This window comes from Curtobacterium sp. HSID17257 (assembly GCF_003989515.1).
Lineage (GTDB): Bacteria > Actinomycetota > Actinomycetes > Actinomycetales > Microbacteriaceae > Curtobacterium.
Genome location: NZ_RBLU01000076.1, coordinates 1 through 16,088, shown reverse-complemented (window position 1 = coordinate 16,088; position 16,088 = coordinate 1). Strand labels below are relative to the sequence as shown.

Here is a 16,088-nt window from a genome sequence, read left to right as displayed (position 1 = left end):
GGCTGCCGTCCCTGCTCCTGCTGGCGTGCCTGCGCCGGCTGCCGTCCCCGACCCCGTCCGTCCCCAGGAGGAACGATGACCGACACCGCACCCCGCCCCGGCATGGTCGCCCGCCGCACGGTCGGCGGCGACCTGATCGAGTGGCTCGACGTCCCGCAGCGCGCGGCCGCCCTCGGCATGGAGCCGCACCCCGAGGGCGGCTGGTACGTCCGCACGTGGACCTCGCCCTCGGCCGTCGACACTCCGGCGGGCGATCGCCCCGCCGCGACCCTGATCCACTTCCTGCTGCCCCCGGGCGAGGCCTCGGCCTGGCACCGCGTGACGAGCGACGAGATCTGGATGTGGCACGGGCCGGACACCGTCGTGCTCGAGCTCGGCGGGTCCGGCGACCGTCCGGAGCCCGGCGACCGCATCACCCTCGGCCCGGACGCCGGACGACACCGGCTGCACGACGCCCAGGCCTTCGTGCGCGGCGGCGTCTGGCAGCGCACGCTGCCCGGGGACGGCGAGGTGCTCCTGAGCTGCATGGTCTCGCCGGGCTTCTCGTTCGACGACTTCACGATGGCGGACGGCGCTTCCGCTCCCGAGTAGCGAGCGTTCATCCGCTTCGCGCTGGTATCCCAGTACGAAGTACACTGCGACTGCCCCCGACCCTCCTGACGAAGGCCACCCCGTGACCCGCACCCGCCGTCTCTCCCTCGCCGTCGCCACCGCCGCGGTCGCCGCCCTCGCGCTCGCCGCCTGCTCCGCCGGTGGCAGCACCGGGAGCGACGGCACCGTCACCGACGGCAAGCTCACGATCGCGACCGGCCAGCCGGCGTACTCGCCGTGGGTCGAGGACGACGACCCGCAGTCCGGCAAGGGCTTCGAGTCCGCCGTGGCATACGCCGTCGCGAAGGAGATGGGCTACGCGAAGGGCGACGTCGTCTGGAAGCGCAGCACCTTCGACAGCGCCATCGCCCCCGGCCCGAAGGACTGGGACCTCAACGTCCAGCAGTTCTCGATCGACGCGAAGCGCAAGAAGGCCGTCGACATGTCCACGCCGTACTACACGACCACGCAGGCCGTCGTGACGACGAAGGACTCGAAGGCCGCGAAGGACACCACCGTCGCCGCGCTGCAGGGGGACACCATCGGCGTCGCGTCCGGCTCCACGAGCATCAGCTCCGTGAAGGACGTGCTCGGCGTCACCCCGCAGGTGTTCAACTCGAACGACGACGCCGTGCTGGCGCTCAAGTCGGGTCAGATCGACGCCATCGTCACCGACCTGCCGACCGCCTTCTTCATGGCCGCCGCGCAGCTCGACGACGGCACGGTGTCGGCGCAGTTCCCCGAGGACGGCTCCGGCGACCAGTTCGGCTTCGTGCTGCCGAAGGGCTCCGCGCTGACGAGCAAGGTCGACGAGGCGCTCAAGGCCATGGAGAGCGACGGCACGCTCGCCGACCTACAGACGAAGTGGCTCTCCTCGGAGACGAACACCCCCGTCCTGAAGTGACCCGGTGACCGCCCCAGCAGGTGCCGGCGCCCCGGTGACCGCCCCGGCGCCGAGCCAGGTCGAGCTCGAACGCCGGCTCTACCGTCGGCAGCGCGGCCGCCGCTCGGTCGTCGTCTCGGTCGTCTCGACCCTCGTCGTGATCGCGGTCGTCTGGCTCGGTGTCGTGAACACCCCGGGCTGGGCTGCGGTGCAGCAGTCGTTCTTCGACCCGCAGACCGCGATCGACACCTTCCCGGCCGTCCTGCTCGGGCTCTGGTTGAACATCCGGATCCTGTTCTTCAGCGCGATCGGCGTCGGGGTGCTCGGGACCCTGCTGGCGGTCGTGCGCGGCCTGCGGAACCCGGTGTTCTTCCCGCTGCGGATGCTCGCCACCGCGTACACCGACCTGTTCCGAGGGCTGCCGCTCATCATCGTGCTGTACCTGGTCGGCTTCGGCATCCCCGGGCTCGGCATCTTCCCGCGGCAGCCCCCGGAGGTCTGGGGCACCATCGCGATCGTGCTGACCTACTCGTCCTACGTCGCCGAGGTGCTCCGGGCCGGCATGGAGGCCGTGCACCCGTCCCAGCGCCTGGCCGCCCGGTCGCTCGGCCTATCCCACGCCGGGACGCTGCGGCTGGTCGTGCTGCCGCAGGCGATCCGCAAGGTCACCCCGGCGCTCATGAACGACTTCGTCTCGATGCAGAAGGACGTCGGCCTGGTGTCGATCCTCGGCGCCGTCGACGCGGTGCGGAGCGCCCAGATCGCACAGGCCGAGACCTACAACTTCACGCCGTACCTCGTCGCGGGGCTGCTGTTCGTCGTGATCAGCCTCCCGCTCATCCGGGTGACGGACGCCATCGCGCGACGGCAGCAGCGTCGTGAGCAGATCGGGGGGACGGTGTGAGCGAGTCGGTGGTCCTGGAACTGCGCGGACTGCGCAAGACGTTCGGCGAGCACGAGGTCCTGCGGGGGATCGACCTGACCGTGCACCGCCACGAGGTCATCTGCGTCATCGGGGCCTCCGGTTCCGGCAAGTCGACACTGCTCAAGACGGTGAACCTGCTCGAGGGCATCGACGACGGCGAGATCCTGCTCCAGGGGACGGACATCGCCGACCCGCGCACCGACGTCGACGCCACCCGCGCCCGGATCGGTGTGGTGTTCCAGCAGTTCAACCTGTTCCCGCACATGCGTGTGCTCGACAACGTCACGCTCGCGTCCCGACGGGTGCACGGCATCGCACGGGGCGAGGCCGAGGCCACCGCCCGTCGGCTGCTCGAGCGCATCGGCCTCGCCGAGTTCGCCGACGCGTACCCGGACCGGCTCTCCGGCGGGCAGCAGCAGCGCGTCGCGGTCGTCCGGGCGATCGCGACCTCGCCGGAGCTGCTCCTGCTCGACGAGGTGACGAGTGCCCTCGACCCGCAGCTCGTCGGCGAGGTGCTCGACCTCGTCCGCGAGCTCAAGGAGCAGGGCGCCACGATCCTGATGACGACGCACGAGATGTCCTTCGCGCGGAACGTCGCCGACCGCATCGTGTTCCTGCACCGCGGCGAGGTGGTCGAGCAGGGCGCACCGGCCGACGTGCTCGACCGACCGCAGCACCCGGCGCTCGTCGAGTTCCTGTCCCGCGTCCACGCCTGACCCGGGTCACACGGCGAGCAGCACCTTGCCGATGACCTCGCCGTCGCGGACCCGGCGGTGCGCCTCGGCGGCCTCCGCCAGCGGCAGCACCGAGTCGACGACCGGTCGGACGCTGCCGTCGGCGACGAGCGGCCAGACGTGCTCGCGGACGGCAGCGACGATCGCGGCCTTCTCGTCGAGCGGGCGTGCGCGGAGCGTGGTGGCGCTGATGGTCGCGCGCTTCCGCATCATCGCCCCGAAGTCCAGTTCGCCCTTCTGCCCGCTGCCCGCCGCGATCACGGCGATGTGCCCGTTCGGCGCGAGCACCTCGAGGTGCTTCGCCAGGTAGTCCGCCCCGACGACGTCCAGCACGACGTCGACCCCGCGGCCGTCGGTGAAGTCGAGTGCCCGCTCGACGAAGTCCTCGGTGCGGTGGTCCACCACCAGGTCGGCCCCGAGCTCCCGGGACGCGCGGACCTTCCGCTCCCCACCGCTCGTCGCGATCACCCGCGCGCCGAGCGCCTTGGCCCACACCACGGCGTGCGAGCCCATCCCGCCGGTACCGCCGTGCACGAGCAGGGTCTGCCCGGGTCGGAGCCCCGCGATCATCCCCACGTTCGAGTACACGGTGCAGGCCGCCTCGGGCAGGCCCGCGGCCTCGACCAGGTCCACCCCGTCGGGCACGGGCAGCACCTGCGCCGCGGGCACGGCCACGAGCGTCGCGTAGCCCCCGCCGGAGAGCAGCGCGCACACCCGGTCGCCCACCGCGAACACGTCCACGCCGTCGCCGAGCGCGCGGACCGTCCCGGAGACCTCGAGCCCGAGCACCTCGGACGCCCCGGGCGGCGGCGGGTAGTTGCCCGCGACCTGCTGCAGGTCGGCGTTGTTCACCCCGGCCGCCGCCACCTCGACGAGGACCTCGCCGGGGCCCGCCACCGGGTCCGGGTGCTCGTCGAGTCGGAGTCCGCCGTCGTGTGCCGTGATCGCCTGCATGCCTCGACGCTACGCCGGACCCGGCGGCACCCTGCACGGTCGACCTGTAGCGTCGGAGCGGATCCGCGCCCGTCCGGGAGCGCGGACGTGGACAGGGGGACACACATGCCCAGGAAGACCATCGCCGTCGCGACCGCGGCGCTCGCCGTCGCACTGCTCGCCGGCTGCTCGGCCGGAGGCTCGGGGGCCTCGGACGACGACGGCGCCGCGGCTGGTCCGTCGGCGAGCTCGGCGAGCGCTGCGCCGGAGTCTGCGACGCCCGAGGCCGCGTCCCAGAGCAAGGAGGAGGCGTGCACCGTGTTCCAGTCGAAGGTCGAGGCCGCCGCGAAGGACCTGCAGGAGCAGTCGACCGAGTTGCAGGCGGACCCGGCGGCCGCGCTGGCGAAGCTGGACGAGCTCGACCGGTCCGTGGCCGAGGGGGTCTCGTCGGTGCAGAACGCCGAGGTCAAGCCCAAGGCGGAGGCCTTCCAGGCCGCGTACCGCGACCTGCTCGCCCAGGTCGAGGCGATCACCCAGGACCCGGCTTCGGCGGACACGACGGCGTTCTCGGCGTCCGTGCAGGGGCTCGAGGCCGCGAGCAACGACTTCCGCACGGTCTGCCCGCTGTCCTGACCGGACGCGCACGACGACGCCCCGCCCACCGATCGGTGGACGGGGCGTCGTCGTGCGGGGGTCCGGTGCGGATCAGACCGCCGGACGGGCAGCGTCCAGGCGGGCGACGTCCTCGTCGCGGAGCTTCACCGTCGCCGCGACGACCGAGTCGAGGATCGACTGCGGCCGCGACGCTCCCGGGATCGGGATGACCACGTCGCTCTTCTGCAGCTCCCACGCCAGCGCCACGACCTGCGGGGACACGTCGCGCTCGCGGGCGATGACGGCGAAGTCCTCGTACGCGGTGCCCAGGTCGGCCGCCTTCGCGATGCCGCCGAGGGGGCTCCACGGCAGGAACGCGATCCCGAGCTCGTCGCAGAGCTCGAGCTCCGGCTCGCTCGACCGGAACGCCGGCGAGAACTGGTTCTGCACCGAGGCCAGTCGGCCGCCGAGGACCTCGTTCGCCTCGCGGATCTGCTCCGGGTCGGCGTTCGAGATGCCGGCCATCCGGATGACGCCCTCGTCGAGGAGCTCCGCGAGCGCCCCGACCGACTCGGCGTACGGCACGGACGGGTCCGGCCGGTGGAACTGGTACAGGCCGACGGCGTCGACGCCGAGCCGCTTCGCCGAGGCCTTCGCGGCCTCCTTGAGGTACTCCGGCCGACCGTCCTGCGCCCAGGCGCCCGGCTCCGGCCGCAGGTGGCCGCCCTTCGTCGCGACGAGCACCGCGTCGGTGTCGCCGTGGAACTCGCGGATCGCCTTCGCGATGAGCTCCTCGTTGTGCCCGACCTCGTCCTTCGCCGCCTGGTGGTAGGCGTCGGCGGTGTCGATGAGCGTCACGCCGGCCTCGAGGGCCGCGTGGATGGTCGCGATCGCCTGTCGCTCGTCGGGGCGCCCCTCGATCGACATGGGCATCCCGCCCAGTCCGATGGCGCTGACCGACACGTCTCCGATGACTCGTTGCTTCATGCGCCCAGCATGCGCCGCACGTCCGGTCCGACGCCCAGCGTGCGTCGTCCGGACAGGACGGACGGACGGGAGGCGCGTGGCGGCCCGCCACGCGCCTCCCGTCCGTCAGGTGCGCCGCTAGGGGAGCTGCAGGGCGGTCACCTGGCCGGCACCCGTCGTCGGGTCGGTGGCCTGCGCGAACACGACCCCACCCCAGGTGACGACCACGATCGCCAGGACGAACCCGAGCGCGGCGATCCACCACGACGAGCGTCGACGCACCCAGGCGCCGATCGCGAGCACGACGGTGGCGACCCCGATCACGAACGACCCGCCCGCGGCGATGGCCGCCCCGCCGAGGAACCGGCCGGGCGAGCACCCGGTTGCCGCGTCGCAGCCCGCGGTGGCCGACGCCACCGCGATGATCCCGATGACCACGGTGAGGATCGTGAGCAGGGCACCGGCTGCGAGCAGCAGGACCGTCGACACCCGGTCGGCGATCCGACCGGCCGGGAACAGCGTGGTGCCGCCGCGGACCCACTCGGCGCGCTCGGTGCTGCCCGCGCCGGACTGCGACGGGCCGGACTGCGGACCGGACGGAGGGGACGGGTTCGACCAGGTCATGCGTCCGGTCTACCGCGCCTCGACGCCGAAGGCCCGGGCGAGCCGCTGGATCTTCTGCGCGCGGCCGAGCCGCGGCAGGTCGGAGCCGTCGCGGATGACCTGCCCGCGGGCCTCGAAGTCGTCGAGGAAGTCCTGCGCCCATGCGACGTCGGTCGGCGTGGGGGAGATGACCTCGTTGATGACGGGCAGCTGCTCCGTGTCCAGGCAGAGCTTGCCGGTCAGGCCGAGCGACACCGCCACCTGCGACTGCTCGCGGAGGATCGCGTGCGCCGAGCCGACCGTGGGGCCGTCGATCGGACCGGGCAGGTCGCCCACGCGCGAGGCGACGACGAGCCGCGAGCGCGGGTAGGCCATGGCGAGCGTGTCGGCCGAGGTGCCGGTGTCGCGGCGGTAGTCGCCCGAGCCGAACGCCAGGCGGAACGCGCCCTGGGCCTTCGCGATCGACGTGGCCTCCTCGATCCCGAGCGCCGACTCGACCAGGGCGATCACCGGGGTGTGGCCGCCGAGCCGGTGCCAGGTGTCGGTGACCTGCGCCGGCGACTCGGTCTTCGCGAGCATCACGCCCTGCAGGCCCGGGAGCCCGCGGAGCTCCTCGACGTCGTCCGCCCAGAAGTCCGTCGTCACGTCGTTGATGCGCACCCAGGCCTCGCCCCCGCCGGCGAGCCACGAGGCCACGGTCGTCCGGGCTCCCGGCTTCGCGGCGGGGTCGACGGCGTCCTCCACGTCGAGGATGATCTGGTCGGCGCGCGACCGCTGGGCCCGCTCGAAGCGGTCAGCGGCGGTGCCGGGCACGAGGAGCCACGACCGGGAGATCTCGGCGGGGACCGACCGGCGCCGGTCCGGCCGGGCCGACGAGGGTGCAGGGGCGGACGGGGCGGTGCGGTCGTCGATGGCCATGCCCACGTTGGTACCACACCGGCTGGTCGGACGAGGTGCCGGGCCCGCACGGAAAGCCGGAAACGTCGGGTCATTGCCAGGGAGGCCGCTCGCTTCCGCCTACAGTGTCGGATGTGTGGCGAGACAGGGTGACCGACGGCGCGGACGACGCGGATGACGACGTCCCCGTCCAGGGCGCCGACGCGCCCACGGGCGGACGCGAGCAGCGGGAGGGCGACCGGCCCGACGAGCCGGACCGCACCCTGCGGCCGGAACTGCAGCTCACGAGCCCGCAGGCGATCAGCCTGGGTGACCCGCGCCTCCAGGCCGGCAACGCCGCCGAGCCGACGTGGGACGCCTGGCGGACGCAGCTGACCGGTGTCGGCGGCACCAGCCCGCTCACGCACTTCAGCGACCACCCGCGCGCCCGGATCGAGCTCTCCACCACGCACCCCGGCGGACTCGCACAGTTCATCACCGGCAAGACCACCCTCCTGTCGAGCCTGATCCGCGACGAGGTCGCCCTGCGTGCCGCGCGTGTCGCCGCCGCCCAGGTCGAGGCGAAGGGCACCGAGCTCGCCACCGTGCGCGGCATCGACGCGGTGAAGCTCGGCATCGGCATGGCCGACTGGCAGCACGGCGACGAGCACTTCCGCGGCCCGGTGCTGCTCCGTCCGCTCGCGATCCGTCGGCACGGCCGTGACTTCGAGGTCCGCCTGCTCGGCGAGCCCGTGCTCAACCCGGGGCTGGCCGACGCACTGCACGAGCAGTACGGCGTCATCCTCGACGCCCAGTCGTTCGTCGCGCTCGCGCAGCAGGACGGCTCGTTCACGCCGAACCCCGTCATCGACCGGCTCCGCGGCCTGACCGCGCACATCCCCGGGTTCTCGGTACACGCGCGCCTGGTCGTCTCGACCTTCGCCGAGGTGGCCAGCGGCATGGTCGAGGACACCGGCGACCTGTCGCACCCGGTGCTCGACGCCCTCGCCGGGAACCCGAGCGCGAAGTGGCAGGTCGAGCAGTCGTACCACCCGGTCGAGCAGACCCCGTCGGACGAGCGCAGCCCGGAGACCGACACGCTGCTGCTCGACGCCGACGACGAGCAGGAGAACGTGATCGCGCAGATCACGGCGGGCAACTCGATCGTCGTGAAGACCCTGCCGGGCACCGGCGGCACGCAGACGATCGTCAACGCGCTCGGTGGCCTGGTCGCCGCGAACAAGCGCGTCCTCGTGGTGAGCCCGCGCCGGGCGACCCTGCGGGGCATCGCCGCGCGCTTCGCCGAGGTGCAGCTGCCCGGGGTCGCCGTGACGCCCGGCACCCTGCGCCGCGACGTCGTCCGGGCCATCGCGCGGAACGAGAAGGCCGCGCGCCCGAACCTCCGCGAGGTCGACGACGCACTGGTCCGGCTCCGCAAGGTCCTGACCGACTACCGCGGCTCGCTGACCCGCGTCGACCCGGACTTCGGCGTCTCGGTGCTCGACTGCCTGGTCGAGCTGTCACGCCTCTCGCTCCTGCCGGTTCCGCCGTCGACGACCGCGCGCCTGTCCAAGCGGTCCGTGACGAGCATGGTCGCGGGGCGTTCGCGCGTCGCCGAGACGATGGTCAGCGCCGCCAACCTGGGCGAGTTCCGCTACGGCCCGGACGACTCGCCCTGGTACGGCGCGAAGTTCGGTTCGAGCGACGGCGCGCAGCGGGCGCACAAGACCGCGAAGGACCTCGACGCCGACGGCCTGCCGACGCTCCTGCGGCGTGCGCACGACCTCGTGGCGTCGACGCACATGCGGCAGTTCACGACGATCAACGAGCTCGGCATCTACCTCCGCCTGCTCACCGAGATCCGGGACACCCTCGACCGCTTCCTGCCCGTCGTGTTCGACCGGTCGGTGTCGGAGCTCGTCGCCGCGACCGCCCCGCGCGGTGAGGGTGCGCCGATGTCGTCGACCAACCGTCGCCGGCTGAAGAAGCTCGCCCGTGAGTACGTCCGCCCGGGCGTGCACGTGTCCGACCTGCACGAGGCGCTCACCCGTGTGCAGCAGCAGCGCGTGCTCTGGCAGCGGTACGTCGCCGCCGGCGTGAACCCCGAGGTGCCCACCGGCATCGGTGACGTGCAGGTGCTCTTCTCGAACGTGGTGCAGGACCTGGCCCGGCTCGACGAGCCCCTCGGCCGGACCGCCCGCGACGAGCAGCTGGCGAACCTGCCGATCGACGAACTCGTGCCGACGGTCGCCCGCCTGGCGGAGGAGTCCGACGTCCTGCACAACCTGCAGGAGCGCACCGAGCTCATGCAGACCCTGCGGGACCTGCAGCTCGAGCCGCTCATCACCGACCTCGCGAACCGCCACGTGCCGGACACCCAGGTGCCGGCCGAGCTCGAGCTCGCCTGGTGGCAGTCCGCGCTCGAGACGATGCTGGAGTCCGACCGGGCGCTGCTCGGCGGCAACACCGACATGCTCGACCGGGTCGAGGCCGACTTCCGGCTCGTCGACGACGCGCACGCGGCCGGGGTCTCCCAGGGCCTGGCGTGGCAGCTCGCCGAGAACTGGAAGGTCGGACTCGTCGACTGGCCGGACGAGGCCACGGCGCTGAAGACGCAGCTCAAGGAGGGCGCGATCACCTCGCGCCTGCTGCAGGACTCCGCGCCGCACCTGTCCCGGTCGATCGCCCCGGTGTGGCTCGCGTCGCCGTACGAGGTGCCCGAGATCGCCGACACGATGCCGTTCGACACGGTGATCCTCGTCGACGCCGGTGCCGTCACCATCGCCGAGACCGTCGGCGCCGTCCGTCGTGCCCGCCAGACCGTCGTCTTCGGCGACCCGGTGACGCAGACGCCGTCGCCCTTCCGGACCGCCGTCGACCCCGACCACCGCGCACTGCAGGTGGACGAGGGCACCCTCGACGCCCTGCACGCCGACTCCGCGCTCGCGAAGCTCTCGACGCTCCTGCCGACCCTGTCGCTCACGCGGTCGTACCGCGCCGGCGGCGAGGACCTCGCCGAGCTCGTGAACCGTCGCTTCTACGGCGGGCGCATCGAGTCGCTCCCGTGGGCCGGCTCGTTCCTCGGGCACGGCTCGATCGCGATCGACTACGTCAGCGACGGCAAGGCCGTTCCGGACCCCGACTCGGGAGCGGTCGAGAGCGTCGACGCCGAGGTGGACCGCGTCGTCCGGCTCGTCACCGAGCACGCCCGCACCCGGCCGACCGAGTCGCTCATGGTGATCACCGCGTCGGCGAAGCACGCGGTCCGCGTGGAGCAGGCCGTCCTCACCGCTGCGCAGGGCCACAAGGACCTCACCGAGTTCGTCATCGGCGACCGCGCCGAACCGTTCATCGTCGCGACGCTCGAGCAGTCGGTCGCGCAGAGCCGCGACCGCGTCGTGTTCTCGATCGGCTACGGCCGGACGCCGCACGGGCGCGTGCTGCGCGACTTCGGTCCGCTCGGCAAGCCCGGCGGGGAGCGCCTGCTCGCGGTCGCGATGACCCGGGCACGCCGTTCGATGGTCATCGTCACGTGCTTCCAGCCGTCGGACATCGAGGCCGAGCGGATGGGCCACGGCACCGTCGCGCTGGCCGAGATCCTCGCCGAGGTCCGCGCCCGTACCGCCGCCGAGTACGTGCCCGACGACTCCGACCCGCTGCTCGTCGACCTGGCCCGGCGACTCGAGATGCGCGGTATCCCCGTCGCGCTCGGGCACCGCGGCAAGCTCGGCCTGGTGGCTGCGCACGGCGGCGTCTGCGTGACGATCGAGACCGACGCGTCGCTCGTCCGTGGCTCGCTCCGCGAGTCGCTGCGGCTCCGCCCCGAGGTGCTGCGTCGCCTCGGCTGGCACTACGTGCGGGTGCACGCCTTCCAGCTGTTCTCCGACCCGGACCGCGTCGCGGACACGGTGGCGTCGGTGCTCGGCGTCGACCGCGGTGCCACGCAGGAGATCTCGATCCCGCCGATCCCCGCCCGCCGGTGAGCACGTCGGATCTCCGCCCCGGCGTGCCCACGTCGGGCCCAGCGCGCCGGTGAGCGGGTCCCGGCGCGCGTCCCGCGCGGCCGGTCCGGTGACGGCGGGGACGGACCAGCTGGTGGGCTCGTGGACGCGGGCCGACGACGTGACGGAGGTCGAGCCTCCCGTCCGCTCCGCGGATGAGGCTGCCGGAACCGGAACCGGAACCGGAACCGGCACCGGTGCTGTTGCCGGCGCCGACACGACCGGTCGCCCGGGAGGCGCGCCCCGCCGCACCAGGCGCGTCACCACCGCGCCGGTGCCGGGCTACGACCCGGCCGCGCCGCCGGAACCGGCCCGCCACCGCGACGGCGAGAACGACGCCCAGCTCCTGCGCGACGTGCCCCCGCACTGGTGACGGGTAGCCTGGGGACGATGACTGACACCGCGCGGCAGCGACCCGACTGGCAGACGTGGCCGAACCTGATCACGCTGGTGCGCTTCCTGCTCATCCCGGTGTTCATCGGCTTCGTCGTGTCCGGGCACCCCGGGTGGGCGCTCGTCACGCTCGTCGTCCTCGGCGTCAGCGACTGGGCGGACGGCTTCATCGCACGACGGTTCGACCAGGGCTCGAAGCTCGGCAAGGCCCTCGACCCGATCGCCGACCGCCTGGCGATCATCGCGATCGTGCTGTCGCTCGTGCTCGTCGGGCTGCTCCCGTGGCCGAGCGTCGCGATCATCGTCCTCGTGGACGCGGTGCTCGCGCTGCTGTCCGGCCTGTGGTTCCGCGGCAACCCGGACCTCGACGTCACGTGGACCGGCAAGGTCCGCTCGGCGCTGCTCTTCGTCGGCCTCCCGCTGCTGCTGTTCTCGTCGACGTCCTGGGCGTCGCAGCACGACTGGATCCGCGTGCTCGCGCTCGTGTTCGTCTGGGCGGGCACGATCGGTCACGTGATCGCCGGCGTGCAGTACGCCCGGGCCCTCACCGCGAAGCACCGCGCCGTCGCCCGCACCGCCTGACGACCCCGCCCGGTCTTCCTCCTCCGCGGAACGCAACGAAGGCGGCTCCTCGCAGCGGTACACCGCTGCGGGGAACCGCCCACGTTGCGTTCTGCGAGACGGTCAGAGCTTCGTCGAGCCGGCGATCCCCGGACCCTCGGGAGCGGTCGACGGTGCGACGTGCGCGCCACCGCCCGAGTCCGCTGCGACGCCGTTCTGCGTGCGGAGCAGGTCGCGGATCTCCAGCAGCACCTCGACGTCCGTCGGCGGGACGTCCTGCGGCGTCTGCTCCTCGTTCTGCTGCACCCGCTCGAACGCGAGCTTCTTGAGCCGGTTGACGGGCACGACGAGTGCGAAGTACACGACCGCCGCGACGATCACGAAGTTCAGGACCGCGCCGATGATCGCGCCGAACAGGATCTTCGCCGAACCCCCGGAGACGGTGGGGATCGACACGATGAGTGCCTTGTCCAGGCTCGACGCGTTGAAGACCGCGCCGATGAGGGGGTTGATGAGCGAGTTCACGATCGCGGTCACGATGGCCGTGAACGCTGCACCGATGACGACCGCGACCGCCAGGTCGATGACGTTCCCGCGGAGCAGGAACTCCTTGAAGCCCTTCACGCGGGCCTCCTTCCGTGTCGAGGAGACCCCACCGTACCGACGGGGACGAGCCCTCGTCAGGAGGCGCTGGGTGCGGCCGGCTTCGACTCGGTCTTCTTCGGCTCCGCCTTCGCCGGCGTGCTCGACGACGACGAGGAGCCCGACGACCCCTCGCTCTTCGGGGTCGACCGTGAGTCGGTGCGGTAGAAGCCGCCACCGTTGAAGGTGACGCCGACCGGCGAGAACACCTTGCGCAGGGCGCCGCCGCACACGGGGCACTCGGTCAGGGTGGCGTCGGAGAACGACTGCTTGACGTCGAAGGCGTTGTCGCACTCGGTGCAGCGGTACGAGTAGGTGGGCACCCTAGCTCCGGAAGGTGATGATGCGCGACGGCGTGATGATGCCGTCGACGGGTTCGTCGTGGGCCTCGCGCGGGACCTCGTCGAGGTACTCCGCGTCGAAGATCACAGCATAGACGGGCGGCCGGTTCGCCATCGACCCGAGCGTCTTGTCGTAGTAGCCCCGACCCCAGCCCATCCGGCACCCGTCGTGCCCGACCGCCGCGGCCGGGGTGAGGATCGCGTCGACGTCACCGAGCGCGAGCGGGGAGAGCACCTCGCCGACGACCTCGGGCATGCCGTGCAGCCCCTGCTGCTCGGAGACCCCGTCGCCGACGGCCCAGTCGAGCAGGCCGTCCTCGCGCGTGATCGGCAGCAGCACCCGGACACCCTGCTCCTGGGCCCACCGCAGGAAGGGTCGGACGTCGGGCTCGTCGGGCGCCGACAGGTAGAGCGCGAGCGAGCGCACCTGCCGTTCCTCCACGAAGCGCTGCAGCGTCGCGGTCAGGTCCGTCGTGTCGGTGTCGCGCTCCGTCGTGGTCCGGGTGCGCCGCCGCTGCCGGAGCTCGGCTCGCAGGGCGCGCTTCTCGTTCCCGAGGTCGGCGGTCATGGCGGGGAGTCTAGCGAGTGCGGGTTTGCGGCATCCCGCCGTGGCTCGCGCGATGCCGTGTCCCCCGAAAGGCCCATGTCCTGGCTCAGTGGCCGTCCGGTACGTTCGTCGGCATGGGCTTCCAGATTTCGAAGGCGGTGATCCCGGCGGCAGGGCTGGGCACGCGCTTCCTCCCCGCGACCAAGGCGATGCCGAAGGAGATGCTCCCGGTCGTCGACAAGCCGGCCATCCAGTACGTCGTGGAAGAGGCCGTGACCGCCGGCCTGACCGACGTCCTGATGATCACCGGGCGCAACAAGAACGCGCTCGAGAACCACTTCGACCACGTGGCCGAGCTCGAGGAGACCCTCAAGAAGAAGGGCGACCACGAGAAGCTCCAGAAGGTCAACCAGTCGACCGACCTCGCCGACATGCACTACGTCCGCCAGGGCGACCCGCTCGGTCTCGGGCACGCCGTGCTCCGCGCCAAGATGCACGTCGGTCGCGAGCCGTTCGCGGTGCTGCTCGGCGACGACATCATCGACGCCCGCGACCCGCTGCTCAAGCGCATGATCGAGGTCCAGGGCGAGAAGAACGCCACGGTCGTCGCGCTGCTCGAGGTCCCCGAGTCGCAGACTCACATGTACGGCATCGCGACGGTGGAGGAGACCGACACCGACGACGTCGTGAAGATCACCGGCCTGGTCGAGAAGCCCCCGCAGGGCGAAGCCCCCTCGAACCTGGCCATCATCGGCCGCTACGTCATCCGCCCCGAGGTCTTCGACGTCCTCGAGAAGCAGGAGCCGGGCAAGGGCGGCGAGATCCAGCTCACCGACGCGCTCATGAAGATGGCGGGTGCCGAGGAGTGGACCGGCGGCGTGTACGGCGTCGTGTTCCGTGGACGCCGGTACGACACCGGTGACAAGCTGGACTACATCAAGGCGATCGTGCAGCTCGCCTCGGACCGCGACGACCTCGGCCCGGACCTCAAGGCCTGGCTGAAGGACTTCAACGCGGGAGAGTAGCCACCCCGTCACGAACGGGTCCGGGGTCCGCCCCGGGCCCGTTCGTGCGTCCACCCGGCCGACCGCCGGGCACCGGAGGAACCACAGCGATGACGACGATCCCGACCCTGTCCCACGGGCGGGTCACCATCCGGCCCCTCCGGCTCCGGGACACCCGTGACCTCGACGTCGCCCTCGCCACGAACCGCTCGTGGCTGCGGACGTGGGAGGCCACCAACCCCTCCGGGCACGTCTCCACCGACGTCCGGGGCAGCATCCGCGCACTGCAGGCGAACGCCCGCGCCGGACTCGGCCTGCCGTTCGCGATGGAGCTGGACGGCCGCTTCGTGGGTCAGCTCAACGTGTCGGGCATCAGCTACGGGTCGCTGGCGAGTGCGTCCATCGGCTACTGGGTGGTCGAGGGTGCCGCCGGTCACAACGTCACCCCGATCGCGGTCGCGATGGCCGTCGACCACTGCTTCCGTGTCGTCGGCATCCACCGCATCGAGATCTGCATCCGTCCGGAGAACGCACCGAGCCTGCGCGTCGTCGAGAAGCTCGGCTTCCGCTTCGAGGGCCTGCGTCGCCGGTACATCCACATCAACGGCGACTGGCGCGACCACTTCTGCTTCGCCCTCGTGGCAGAAGAGGTGCGCGAGGGCGTCCTCGACCGCTGGGTCGCCGGCCGGGTCCCGCCCGGTGCGGGCAGCGTGCCCGCCGCCGCCCGCGACGAGGCCGCGACACCGCTCGACACCCGACCGCGCATCTGACGGTCCGTCCCGTCACGCCGACGCACCGGCCGGGAGGCTCGCCCCACCGTCCACGGATTCCGCCGCGACTCGCGCAACACGCGTCCGGCAATGGGCGGTCCGGGGAACCCGCACCCCTACCGTGTCCCCATGGCAGGTATCGGCTCCTGGGGCGGCGGCATCGTCCTGCTCATCGCGGCCGTGCTCTGGGTCGTCTACCTCATGCCGTCGTGGGCGGCCCGTCGGCAGTACCTCGCCACCGAACGGAACGCGATCCGGCTGCAGCAGACGCTGCGCATCCTCGCGCAGACCGCCGAGCTCCCCGACGAGGTCCGGGTCGAGATGAACGCGAAGTCCCTCGCCGAGGCGCAGCGCGTCGCCCGGTCCGAGGAGGCCAAGCGTGCCGCGATCGTCCGTGCGCACGAGGCCGCGCGGCAGCGTGAGATCACCCGGCGACTCGCGGAGCAGCAGCCGAAGCTCGAGCGGGCGTCCTCGGTCCCCGCACTGACCGCCATGCGGATGCGGCGCTCCCGGCTCGGGGCGACCCTGTTCGGGACGCTCGGTGTCGTCGTCGCGGCGGTCGTCTTCGTCGTCGCCCCCGGCGCATGGCTCGTCGGGGTCGCCGGGCTCGTCGCCGCCGGTGGGTCCGCAGCGGTCCTCGCACAGCTGCACCAGGTGGCCCAGGCGCGGAAGGCGCGTGCCGCGGCGGGCGCTGCGGAGGCGACCCGTGCCTCCCGGCCGTCGA

At 72.3% G+C, this 16,088-nt stretch carries 16 protein-coding genes and 1 pseudogene; 10 read left to right on the top strand and 7 right to left on the bottom strand.

Annotation, left to right across the window (positions count from 1 at the left end):
* The first annotated feature begins 75 nt into the window (after positions 1–75).
* The 4 genes from D8M35_RS11575 (at position 76) to D8M35_RS11560 (ending at position 3,115) form a co-directional block, all read left to right on the top strand.
* Positions 76–591, top strand: a complete 516-nt coding sequence (locus D8M35_RS11575; RefSeq protein ID WP_238638207.1) for a cupin domain-containing protein — start codon at positions 76–78, stop codon at positions 589–591.
* Between the two features lie 82 nt (positions 592–673).
* On the top strand, positions 674–1,495 hold the full coding sequence (locus D8M35_RS11570; RefSeq protein ID WP_126892002.1) for an ABC transporter substrate-binding protein: 822 nt from the start codon (positions 674–676) through the stop codon (positions 1,493–1,495).
* A 4-nt stretch (positions 1,496–1,499) separates the two neighbouring features.
* Positions 1,500–2,378 carry an amino acid ABC transporter permease gene (locus D8M35_RS11565; protein ID WP_126892001.1) on the top strand — a complete coding sequence of 293 codons (879 nt, stop codon included), beginning with the start codon at positions 1,500–1,502 and terminating at the stop codon, positions 2,376–2,378.
* Positions 2,375–3,115 carry an amino acid ABC transporter ATP-binding protein gene (locus D8M35_RS11560; RefSeq protein WP_126892000.1) on the top strand — a complete coding sequence of 247 codons (741 nt, stop codon included), beginning with the start codon at positions 2,375–2,377 and terminating at the stop codon, positions 3,113–3,115. The genes D8M35_RS11565 and D8M35_RS11560 overlap by 4 nt, the downstream gene beginning before the upstream one ends.
* A gap of 6 nt (positions 3,116–3,121) precedes the next feature.
* On the opposite strand, the gene D8M35_RS11555 is transcribed toward D8M35_RS11560, so the two are convergent.
* Complete coding sequence (locus D8M35_RS11555) at positions 3,122–4,087, bottom strand: NAD(P)H-quinone oxidoreductase (protein WP_126891999.1); 966 nt, start codon at positions 4,085–4,087, stop codon at positions 3,122–3,124.
* A 105-nt stretch (positions 4,088–4,192) separates the two neighbouring features.
* Here D8M35_RS11555 and D8M35_RS11550 point away from each other — a divergent pair, with 105 nt between their 5' ends.
* The gene (locus tag D8M35_RS11550; RefSeq protein ID WP_126891998.1) at positions 4,193–4,699 is read left to right on the top strand and encodes a hypothetical protein; all 507 of its coding nucleotides are present in this window, start codon (positions 4,193–4,195) and stop codon (positions 4,697–4,699) included.
* A 72-nt stretch (positions 4,700–4,771) separates the two neighbouring features.
* Here the strand turns inward: D8M35_RS11550 and D8M35_RS11545 are convergent, their stop codons facing one another.
* From D8M35_RS11545 to D8M35_RS11535, 3 genes are all read right to left on the bottom strand, one after another.
* Positions 4,772–5,647, bottom strand: a complete 876-nt coding sequence (locus D8M35_RS11545; RefSeq protein WP_126891997.1) for an aldo/keto reductase — start codon at positions 5,645–5,647, stop codon at positions 4,772–4,774.
* 117 nt (positions 5,648–5,764) lie between these two features.
* Positions 5,765–6,250 (bottom strand): DUF6264 family protein, encoded by a 486-nt coding sequence (locus tag D8M35_RS11540; protein WP_126891996.1) that lies wholly within the window; start codon positions 6,248–6,250, stop codon positions 5,765–5,767.
* Positions 6,251–6,259: 9 nt separating this feature from the next.
* Positions 6,260–7,147, bottom strand: coding sequence for a CoA ester lyase (locus tag D8M35_RS11535; RefSeq protein ID WP_174234740.1), 888 nt, complete (start codon positions 7,145–7,147; stop codon positions 6,260–6,262).
* Between the two features lie 128 nt (positions 7,148–7,275).
* Here D8M35_RS11535 and D8M35_RS11530 point away from each other — a divergent pair, with 128 nt between their 5' ends.
* Entirely contained in the window at positions 7,276–11,088 is a 3,813-nt protein-coding gene (locus D8M35_RS11530) for an ATP-binding protein (RefSeq protein WP_126892003.1), read from the top strand.
* 408 nt (positions 11,089–11,496) lie between these two features.
* Entirely contained in the window at positions 11,497–12,081 is a 585-nt protein-coding gene (locus tag D8M35_RS11525; protein WP_126891995.1) for a CDP-alcohol phosphatidyltransferase family protein, read from the top strand.
* 102 nt (positions 12,082–12,183) lie between these two features.
* Here the strand turns inward: D8M35_RS11525 and mscL are convergent, their stop codons facing one another.
* From mscL to D8M35_RS11510, 3 genes are read right to left on the bottom strand one after another with little or no spacing between them, the layout of a single operon-like run.
* Positions 12,184–12,684, bottom strand: coding sequence for a large conductance mechanosensitive channel protein MscL (mscL, locus tag D8M35_RS11520; RefSeq protein WP_126891994.1), 501 nt, complete (start codon positions 12,682–12,684; stop codon positions 12,184–12,186).
* 56 nt (positions 12,685–12,740) lie between these two features.
* Positions 12,741–13,025, bottom strand: a complete 285-nt coding sequence (locus D8M35_RS11515) for an FmdB family zinc ribbon protein (protein ID WP_126891993.1) — start codon at positions 13,023–13,025, stop codon at positions 12,741–12,743.
* Position 13,026: 1 nt separating this feature from the next.
* Positions 13,027–13,611 (bottom strand): 5-formyltetrahydrofolate cyclo-ligase, encoded by a 585-nt coding sequence (locus D8M35_RS11510; protein WP_126891992.1) that lies wholly within the window; start codon positions 13,609–13,611, stop codon positions 13,027–13,029.
* Between the two features lie 113 nt (positions 13,612–13,724).
* Between D8M35_RS11510 and galU the strand changes: the two genes are divergently transcribed.
* The 3 genes and pseudogenes from galU to D8M35_RS11495 all read left to right on the top strand — a co-directional run.
* Positions 13,725–14,615 carry a UTP--glucose-1-phosphate uridylyltransferase GalU gene (gene galU / locus D8M35_RS11505; protein WP_126891991.1) on the top strand — a complete coding sequence of 297 codons (891 nt, stop codon included), beginning with the start codon at positions 13,725–13,727 and terminating at the stop codon, positions 14,613–14,615.
* 89 nt (positions 14,616–14,704) lie between these two features.
* Positions 14,705–15,364 carry a GNAT family N-acetyltransferase gene (locus tag D8M35_RS11500; RefSeq protein ID WP_126891990.1) on the top strand — a complete coding sequence of 220 codons (660 nt, stop codon included), beginning with the start codon at positions 14,705–14,707 and terminating at the stop codon, positions 15,362–15,364.
* Between the two features lie 129 nt (positions 15,365–15,493).
* A pseudogene (locus D8M35_RS11495) lies at positions 15,494–16,088 on the top strand (DUF3040 domain-containing protein); the annotation flags it as partial.

Excerpts from the sequence above, each read along its gene's own strand:
- D8M35_RS11575 (WP_238638207.1), top strand. The coding sequence starts at position 76 with ATGACCGACACCGCACCCCGCCCCGGCATGGTCGCCCGCCGCACGGTC.
- D8M35_RS11555 (WP_126891999.1), bottom strand. The coding sequence starts at position 4,087 with ATGCAGGCGATCACGGCACACGACGGCGGACTCCGACTCGACGAGCAC.
- D8M35_RS11550 (WP_126891998.1), top strand. The coding sequence starts at position 4,193 with ATGCCCAGGAAGACCATCGCCGTCGCGACCGCGGCGCTCGCCGTCGCA.
- D8M35_RS11545 (WP_126891997.1), bottom strand. The coding sequence starts at position 5,647 with ATGAAGCAACGAGTCATCGGAGACGTGTCGGTCAGCGCCATCGGACTG.
- D8M35_RS11540 (WP_126891996.1), bottom strand. The coding sequence starts at position 6,250 with ATGACCTGGTCGAACCCGTCCCCTCCGTCCGGTCCGCAGTCCGGCCCG.
- D8M35_RS11535 (WP_174234740.1), bottom strand. The coding sequence starts at position 7,147 with ATGGCCATCGACGACCGCACCGCCCCGTCCGCCCCTGCACCCTCGTCG.
- D8M35_RS11525 (WP_126891995.1), top strand. The coding sequence starts at position 11,497 with ATGACTGACACCGCGCGGCAGCGACCCGACTGGCAGACGTGGCCGAAC.
- D8M35_RS11510 (WP_126891992.1), bottom strand. The coding sequence starts at position 13,611 with ATGACCGCCGACCTCGGGAACGAGAAGCGCGCCCTGCGAGCCGAGCTC.
- galU (WP_126891991.1), top strand. The coding sequence starts at position 13,725 with ATGGGCTTCCAGATTTCGAAGGCGGTGATCCCGGCGGCAGGGCTGGGC.
- D8M35_RS11500 (WP_126891990.1), top strand. The coding sequence starts at position 14,705 with ATGACGACGATCCCGACCCTGTCCCACGGGCGGGTCACCATCCGGCCC.